We start from the raw sequence: 7,666 nt of genomic DNA, 5'->3' as shown, positions 1-7,666 counted from the left end.
GGGGAGGACGCGCCTGCGTGCGGCAAGTGCTGTACATGGCGGCGCTGGTGGCGGTGCGCTTCAACCCGGCCCTGCGCGAGTTTTACCAGCGGCTACGCACGCAGGGCAAAGCGGGCAAGGTCGCCCTGGTGGCGGCGATGCGCAAATTATTGGTCATCCTCAACGCCAAGATGCGAGATCAACTGGCGGCTAGCGCCGCCAGTTGATCAAGACAGTTGCTCTCCCGCTGGAGAGGGGCGTGAATCACACCACCTGCCCGCACCCGAACACCCGCAGCTCCAGCAACCCAAGGTGACCCATGCAACTCCCAGCGCAGTGGCAGGCCGGCGTTGATCGCAATACCGAAGTGCTGCGCGGCCATGCCCAGCTGCTGGCCACCTTCAACGCGCCCCCCGCGGCGGCGCGTGACGGCAGCGGCCCACGCGGCCAGATCGCGTCCATCGTCAGCAGCACGCGCCGCCAGCCCACCCTGGCCGCGCGGCTGGCCACCCAGACGCTGACGCGCATCAACCAGGCCAACGACAGCCTGGGCGCCATCACCCGCCTGCTGCCGGCGCGCGCCGCCGCCGATGCCGCGCGCGTGCAGGCCGCGCTGGCCGGTGGCAACGACGGCGGCGCATTGGCTGGCGTGCCGTTCGTGGTCAAGGATCTGTTCGACGTCGCCGGGCAGGTCACCACCGCCGGTGCTGCGGTTCGCGCGCAGTGCGCGCCTGCTGCTCACGATGCAGCGGTTGTGCAGCGGCTCAGCGATGCCGGCGCGGTGCTGGTGGGCACTGCCAACATGGACGAATTCGCCTACGGCTTTGCCACCGTCAACGCGCACTACGGCACTACCGCCAACCCGCATGACCACCAGCATCTGGCCGGCGGCTCGTCGGGCGGCTCGGCCGCGGCAGTGGCCGCCGGGCTGGTGCCGTTCGCGCTCGGCTCGGACACCAATGGCTCCATCCGCGTGCCGGCCGCGCTCTGCGGTGTCTACGGCCTGCGCCCGACGCATGGCGCGTTGCCGCTGGATGGCGTGTTTCCGTTTGTGGATGCATTGGATGTGGTCGGCCCGTTCGCAACCTCGGTGGCCGATCTGCGCGTTGTTTATGAGGTGATGCGCGCACACGCGCTGCCCTCGGCCACTCCCGGCAAGTTGCGCATCGCACGCCTGGGCGGCTGGTTTCAACGCAACCTGGATCCAGACCTCGATGCCGGGCTGGCGGCAGTGCTGGCCGCCTGCAACAGCACTGCCTCGATCGAACTGCCGGAGGCCGAGCGCGCGCGCGCAGCCGCCTTCGTCCTCACCGCTGCCGAAGGCGGACATCGGCACCGCAGCGCACTGGCCACGCACGCCGCGCAGTTCGACCCCGCCACGCGCGACCGCCTGCTCGCCGGCCTGCAGCTGCCCGCCAGCGCCGTGGCCGACGCACACCGCTTCGCCCGCTGGTTTGCCGGCGCCATGCACGCGCTATGGGACGATGTGGATGTGCTCATCGCGCCGGCCACCCCGTGCGTGGCACCGCGTATCGACCAGGACACCATCCAGATCGACGGCCTGCCGGTCTCGGCACGCGCCAATCTGGGCATCTTCACCCAACCGCTGGGGCTGGCCGCCTGCCCGGTGCTGGCCGCACCGTTGCCGCGTCCCGGGCGGCTGCCGCTCGGCGTGCAGCTGATTGCCGCGCCCGGCCGCGAAGACCGCCTGTTTACGCTCGCCGCGCAACTCGAACGCGACGGCCTGCTCGCCTTCAGCCCGCCGCCGGAGACACGCTGATGCTGCAGACCCTGCGCGCGCGCCGCGGCATGGTGGTGGCCCCGCATCACCTCGCGGCGCAGGCCGGGCGCGATGTGTTGCGCGACGGCGGCAATGCCATCGAAGCCGCCGTGGCCACCGCCGCCTGCCTGGCGGTGGTGTACCCGCACATGACCGGCATCGGCGGCGATGGCTTCTGGCTCATCCACGAACCCGATGGCCGCGTGCACGCCATCGACGCCTGCGGCCGCGCTGCACAGGCGGCAACGCTGGATTTCTATCGGGGCCACGGCAGCATCCCGTGGCGCGGCCCCGGCGCGGCCAATACCGTGGCCGGCACCGTCTCCGGCTGGGCGCTGGCCCTGCACCACGCGGGCGGCACCTTGCCGCTGCAACGCCTGTTGCAAGAGGCCATCCACCACGCCAGCGACGGCGTGCCGGTGACCTTGGGCGGTGCCCGGATCGCTGCCAGCAAGAGCGCCGAACTGCGCGTGCAACCCGGCGCCTACGCCAGCATCTTCGAACACCACGGCGCGCCCCTGCACGAAGGCGCGCTGCTGCAGCAACCGCAGCTCGCACACACCCTGCAGCGGTTGGCCGACCACGGCCTGGAGAGTTTCTATCGCGGCGCCCTCGCCGACGACATCGCCGCCGACCTGCAGGCGCTCGGCAGCCCGCTGCATGCAGACGACCTGGCCGCACACACCGCCGACGCCAGCGTGCCGCTCTCGGTCGCCATTCACGGCGCGCGGCTTTATAACCACGCACCGCCCACGCAAGGGCTGGCCTCGCTGCTGATCCTTGCCTTGTTCGACCGCCTGCATGCCGAACACCCCGACAGCTACGCGCACTTGCACGGCCTGATCGAAGCAACCAAACAGGCCTTCCTGATCCGCGACGCGCATGTCGGCGACCCGGCCTGGATGACACTGAACGCACAAGCCCTGCTCGACGATAGCGACGCACTCGATGCGCTCGCCGCGCGCATCGACATGACCACTGCACTGCCCTGGCCGCAGCCCTCGCAAGCCGGCGACACCGTGTGGTTCGGCGCCATCGACGCACACGGGCGCGCAGTCAGCTGCATCCAGTCGACCTATTTCGAATTCGGCTCCGGCCTGGTGCTGCCGCGCACCGGCATCACCTGGCAAAACCGCGGCTGCAGCTTCCGCCTTGCCGCCGACGGCTGGAACGCACTCGCCCCCGGGCGCAAACCCTTCCACACCCTCAACCCCGCACTGGCCACCTTCGACGACGGCCGCGTCATGGCCTACGGAACCATGGGCGGCGAAGGCCAACCACAGACCCAGGCCGCCCTGTTCTCCCGCTACGCCCGCTTCGGCATGCCGCTGCAACAGGCGATCACCGCACCGCGCTGGCTGCTCGGCCGCACCTGGGGCGAAGACAGCACCTCGTTGAAGCTGGAAGACCGCTTCGATCCGGCAGTGATGCAAGCACTACGCCACGCCGGGCATGCGGTGGAAGTGCTGCCCGCTTACACCTCGGTGATGGGCCATGCCGGTGCATTGGTACGCGAGGCGGATGGCGTACTCAGTGGGGCAAGCGATCCGCGCTCGGATGGTGCGGTTTCGGCTTGGTGATCACCGCGGTTCTTTCGCGACTGCAGCAACGCCTCAGCCCGCCCGAGCGATGGCGCGCGCATCAGGGTAAAAGCGTTCACACATCGCAAGACCGTCTTTCGGAAAGGTCCTAGCGAACCCAACCGCGGCAACTTCGGCACGGCATATGCCATGCTTGCGCACGCCATGCGGGACATCCGCATTAGCGTTACTTCTGACGCGTCGTTGGATCCACTCAGGGAGAGCAACATGACAGAGCAAGAGCAACATCAACCAAGCCTGGAAGACGTCAAGCTGGCGTTCGATGGCCAGAGCGTGGACTGGTATCTCCAGAAGCTGGTCGGCATTGCCAACTTTTCGAATGCGCAGTTCGGCATCACGCTGTTTGTCGAAGGCATCGTCATTTCTGGCCAGCTGGTCAGCGGCAAGCAGTATTTCGAGGCGTTTGCGCAGGAATTTTCTGCTGCATGCCCCGGCGACGCCGAAGAAAAAGAAGATATCCGTCGCGCATTTGCCAGCCACGCCAGCATCTACGACACCGAGGACGATGCGCAGCAAAGCAGCACGCCTCCGCAGTTCATCCACCTGATCGATGCGCGTTGCTTCTCACCCGGCGGCCAGCCGCTGCCCAGCAACCGTGGCGTGCTCTGGCGTGGCAAGGTCAATGCTGTTTCCGGCTTCACCCTGGGATCGTTGTCGGCTGATTGAGCCCGGCAAGCTCCGCCCTGGTGTGAGGTGCGCGTCATCTCACACTGGTCAACGCGCTGGCGCAGCGAAGGCTGGAACCTGGCCTCCGATCGCACCGTGCGCAACTCCGATGGCCAGCACGATGCCGATACGTGCGTGGCATGTTTGCGTGATGCGTGCATAGCGATGTGGCCGCCAATGCCGCCACTCCCCAGACGGGGCCGGAGTGCGCTTTACCCGACAGCATCTGCCTGCAAGGAACGCTCCCACTCTGCGCTGATGCCAACGCCCGTTTCACCAAGACGCGGCATCAGCACAGGACTTACTGCTTGGGCTTGTTGCCCGCATCGCGCGGCGGCGCGTTTTTCACGTAGCGGTCGAACCACTCCAGCATCTCGGCCACCACGTCTTCGTTGGATTCGCGGGCGGTGTACCAGTGCGGCTCGAACGGCAGCAGCACCAGGCGTGCGGTGCCGCCGTTGCCGCGGATCGCCTGGAACAGGCGGGGTGCCTGGGTGGTTTCGGTCCCGGGGTTGGCGTCGTCCATGCGGCCCGGCTGTGTGCCCTCAGCACTGATGAAACGCCCCCTGGTCGTGCCGGCCCATTACCGCCGTGGCAGAGCCATAAGGCGGCGGACGCATTCTCACTGTCGGTTCGGCGCTGGGGTTCATCCCGGCGCCCTTCAGTGCCTATTACTCGGCCACCGAATCGCCAGCATCGCGCGCGCAACGTAGCGGCGCTTCAACAGGCCGACGATGCTGCTGCGCTGGCCGGCGTTCTGTGCCGGCATCGACGGCAGGCTGCGCCACTGCCAGGCAATGGTCAGCACAACCAGCGGCAGCATGCCCCAGAACACCCCGCGCCAGCCGATGCTTGCGCCCAGGTAGCTGCCCAGCGGCGCAACGATCCAGAGCGAACGTGCATCACACTTGTTATAGTGTAACGATGTTACGTGCCCGCTCCGCCCGCCTGCTGCGCAGCCTCGCCATCCTGGCGGCGTTGCTGTTGGTGTTGTCGCCGGTATTGAGTCACCTGTCGCGCTCGCAGCGGCACAATCAAGCGCCCGAGCTTGCGACCACCGCACCAGTAAGTGCACGTGTGCAGCCAAGCGGTGCAGCCGCCGGCCTGCCGTTCGCACACAGCGCCAATGCGGGTGGCGACGCATCGACGGAACGCGGCAGCGACCACTCCGCGCCTGCAGATGAGGGAACCGCGTCCACTTGCGAGGCGTGTCAGCCCGCAGAGCGCGTGCTGCTCCTGCTGCTGGTGGCAGCGCTCATCCTGCTGCCCGCAATGCGCTCCAGCGTGCGCGGCCGGCCAGCGCTAGCGGGCCTGTCAGCCAGCAGCCAACGCGAAGCGCATCCGCCACGCGGGCCACCGCTGCCGGCCATTGGCTAACCGCTTCGCATCAGCGCTCGATCACCTGCATCGCGCCAGTCTTCGCGGGCACTGACCACGCCCGGCCAGCCCTGGCCGCCGCGGCAGCACGCCACGCGCTCACGCTTTTTGTTGTCGCGGCCTGCACAAGGCCGCACGGAGTTTCGTCATGCACACGCTTCACCGTCTCACCGCCGCGTTGGCGGTCGCCCTCGTCTGCGTGCAGACCGCATCCGCCGCCGACGCCCCCAGCGACGATTCGGTTCTCACCCTGGGCAAGGTGCAGGCCACGGCCGTCTCCAATGGCACGCTCGCCGCGCACAGCGTGTTCTCGTCGGTGGACGTGCTGGGCGCCGACCTGCTGCAAAACCAGAAGGTGGATTTCAGCTGGGAGCTGTTCGCGCGCGCACCCGGCGTGCAGGTCACCCAGTTCAAGGTCGGCACCGAAGCCGGGCGGTTTTCGTTCCGCGGCTTCAATGCCGAAGGCCGCGTCAACGCGGTCAAGCTGCTGATCGACGGGGTGCCCGGCAACGACAATCTCGGCGGCATGCCGTATATGGACATGATTTCGCCGCTGGACATCGAAGCGATCGAAATCGTGCGCGGCACCAACGACCCGCGCTACGGGCTCAACGCAATTGCCGGCGACGTCAATGTGGTCACCCGCAGCGGTGGCAACGACGGCACGCTCAGCCTCACCGCCGGCAGCTTCGGCACCTACGACGTGCAGGCGGCCAAAGGTTTCGAGCAAGGCGGCTGGAGCCAGAATTATTTTGTCGGCTGGCGCAGTTCGGAGGGCTATCGCGACCATGCGCTGGCGATCAAGCGCAACTTCGCCGCCAAGTGGCTGTACACCGACCCGGACGCCCGCTGGCGCGCGGGACTGAGTACGCGCTTCTATCACGCCACCGCGCAGGAGGCCGGCTTTCTCACCTTCCAGCAGGCGCAGCAGGCGCCGCGCAGCTCGCCGGCATTTTCCAATACCGATCAGAGCGAGCGTCAGCTGATCCAGACCGTGCTGCATGCCGACGGCACGCTGCGCGAGGACTGGAGCTGGACCGCCAAGACCTACGTCAACCGCTACCAGAACGAGCGCTTCGTGCGCTTTGTCGAACGCAACCCGCAGCAGGAGCGCGTGACCAACGAAACCCACCACGGCGTGATCGCCAGCACCACCTGGCGGCCGGAGCTGGTGGGCTTCAGCGAATTCGCGCTGGAAGCCGGCGTGGATGCGCAGTGGCAAGACAACGTGTCGCAACGCTATCGCACCGTCGAACGCGAGCGTGTGCGCCCATTGCGCGATTGGGATTACAGCCTGGATACGCGCGGCGCCTATGTGCAGGTGGTGATGCGCCCGACCGAGCGGCTGAAGCTGGTGCCGGCGTATCGCATCGACCAGGTGCGCGGCAGCTTTCTGGATGCGCTCAGCGGCGCGCGGTTTTCGACCTACGATTTCGGCAGCATCCTGCAACCCAAGTTCAGCGCCGCCTACAGCCTGAGCGATCGCGCCACCGCGTACGCCAACTGGGGCCGCACCTGGCAGATCGGCGGCGGCAACGGCGCCTACCGCACCCAGGCACGCAATTTGCGGCCTTCGATCAACGACGGCTGGGAGAGCGGCCTGAAATTCCAGCCCTGGTCCTGGGCCGATGCGCGCCTGGCCTACTGGGAACAGCGCGCGTCGGGCGAGGTGGCGCGCGTGATCGGCGTCAACGGCGCGGTGGCGGTGGATGAGGTCAGCAATGTCGGCCGCACCCTGCGCCGCGGCTGGGACGCACAACTCAACCTGCAGCCGAGCGAACACTGGCGCGCATGGCTGGCCTACTCGCGGCAGAAGGCACAGATCGTGGTAGCCGACCCCAGCGCACCGGACACGCGCGGCAAAGAGGTGGAAAACGTGCCCAACTGGCTGCTCACAGGCGGCGTGGACTACCAGGCCAGCGACCATCTCAAGTTCAGCCTGTGGGGCAACGGGCAGGGCGACTACTACATCGACCGCGCCAACACGCTGGGGCGGTACGGCGGCTATGTCATCGCAAATGTCAGCGCCACCTGGCAGGTGAACCCGCGTAACGAGGTCTCGCTGCAACTCAAGAACGTCACCGACAAGCTGTACGTGTATGGCTTTTTCGACAGCGGCATCTCCGGCTTCACCCCAGCCGATGGTCGCGGCGTGTACGCCAGCTGGAACGTGTCGTTCTGACACCGGCCAATGGGGGGCGTCGCCGGCAGCGATCCGCCGGCGCCTCCAACGCAGTCGGCAGGCGCCAGCATTGCACCGCGT

5 protein-coding genes and 2 pseudogenes are annotated in these 7,666 nt (G+C 67.5%); 5 read left to right on the top strand and 2 right to left on the bottom strand.

The genetic code is table 11. From position 1 onward, the window contains the following. The 4 genes from A7D16_RS08840 to gvpU form a co-directional block, all read left to right on the top strand. The coding region (locus A7D16_RS08840; RefSeq protein WP_153043120.1) for a transposase at positions 1-206 on the top strand (206 nt) is incomplete at its 5' end. 92 nt (positions 207-298) lie between these two features. After that, positions 299-1,759, top strand: coding sequence for an AtzE family amidohydrolase (locus tag A7D16_RS08835; protein ID WP_064631776.1), 1,461 nt, complete (start codon positions 299-301; stop codon positions 1,757-1,759). Next, positions 1,759-3,339, top strand: a complete 1,581-nt coding sequence (locus A7D16_RS08830) for a gamma-glutamyltransferase family protein (protein ID WP_064631774.1) — start codon at positions 1,759-1,761, stop codon at positions 3,337-3,339. Before A7D16_RS08835 ends, A7D16_RS08830 begins: the two co-directional genes overlap by 1 nt. 228 nt (positions 3,340-3,567) lie before the next feature. After that, positions 3,568-4,026, top strand: a complete 459-nt coding sequence (gene gvpU / locus A7D16_RS08825) for a gas vesicle accessory protein GvpU (protein ID WP_064631772.1) — start codon at positions 3,568-3,570, stop codon at positions 4,024-4,026. Between the two features lie 301 nt (positions 4,027-4,327). Here gvpU and A7D16_RS08820 read toward each other — a convergent pair. Both A7D16_RS08820 and A7D16_RS21435 read right to left on the bottom strand, forming a co-directional pair. Beyond that, a pseudogene (locus A7D16_RS08820) lies at positions 4,328-4,552 on the bottom strand (alpha/beta hydrolase family protein); the annotation flags it as partial. Between the two features lie 159 nt (positions 4,553-4,711). Then, positions 4,712-4,906 (bottom strand): annotated as a pseudogene (locus tag A7D16_RS21435) (MFS transporter); the annotation flags it as partial. A gap of 645 nt (positions 4,907-5,551) precedes the next feature. Here A7D16_RS21435 and A7D16_RS08810 point away from each other — a divergent pair. Further along, entirely contained in the window at positions 5,552-7,585 is a 2,034-nt protein-coding gene (locus tag A7D16_RS08810) for a TonB-dependent receptor (RefSeq protein WP_064631766.1), read from the top strand. Positions 7,586-7,666: the final 81 nt, after the last annotated feature.

Source organism: Xanthomonas nasturtii, assembly GCF_001660815.1.
In the GTDB taxonomy this organism is placed as follows: domain Bacteria; phylum Pseudomonadota; class Gammaproteobacteria; order Xanthomonadales; family Xanthomonadaceae; genus Xanthomonas; species Xanthomonas nasturtii.
This window is presented reverse-complemented; position numbering and strand designations above follow the sequence as displayed.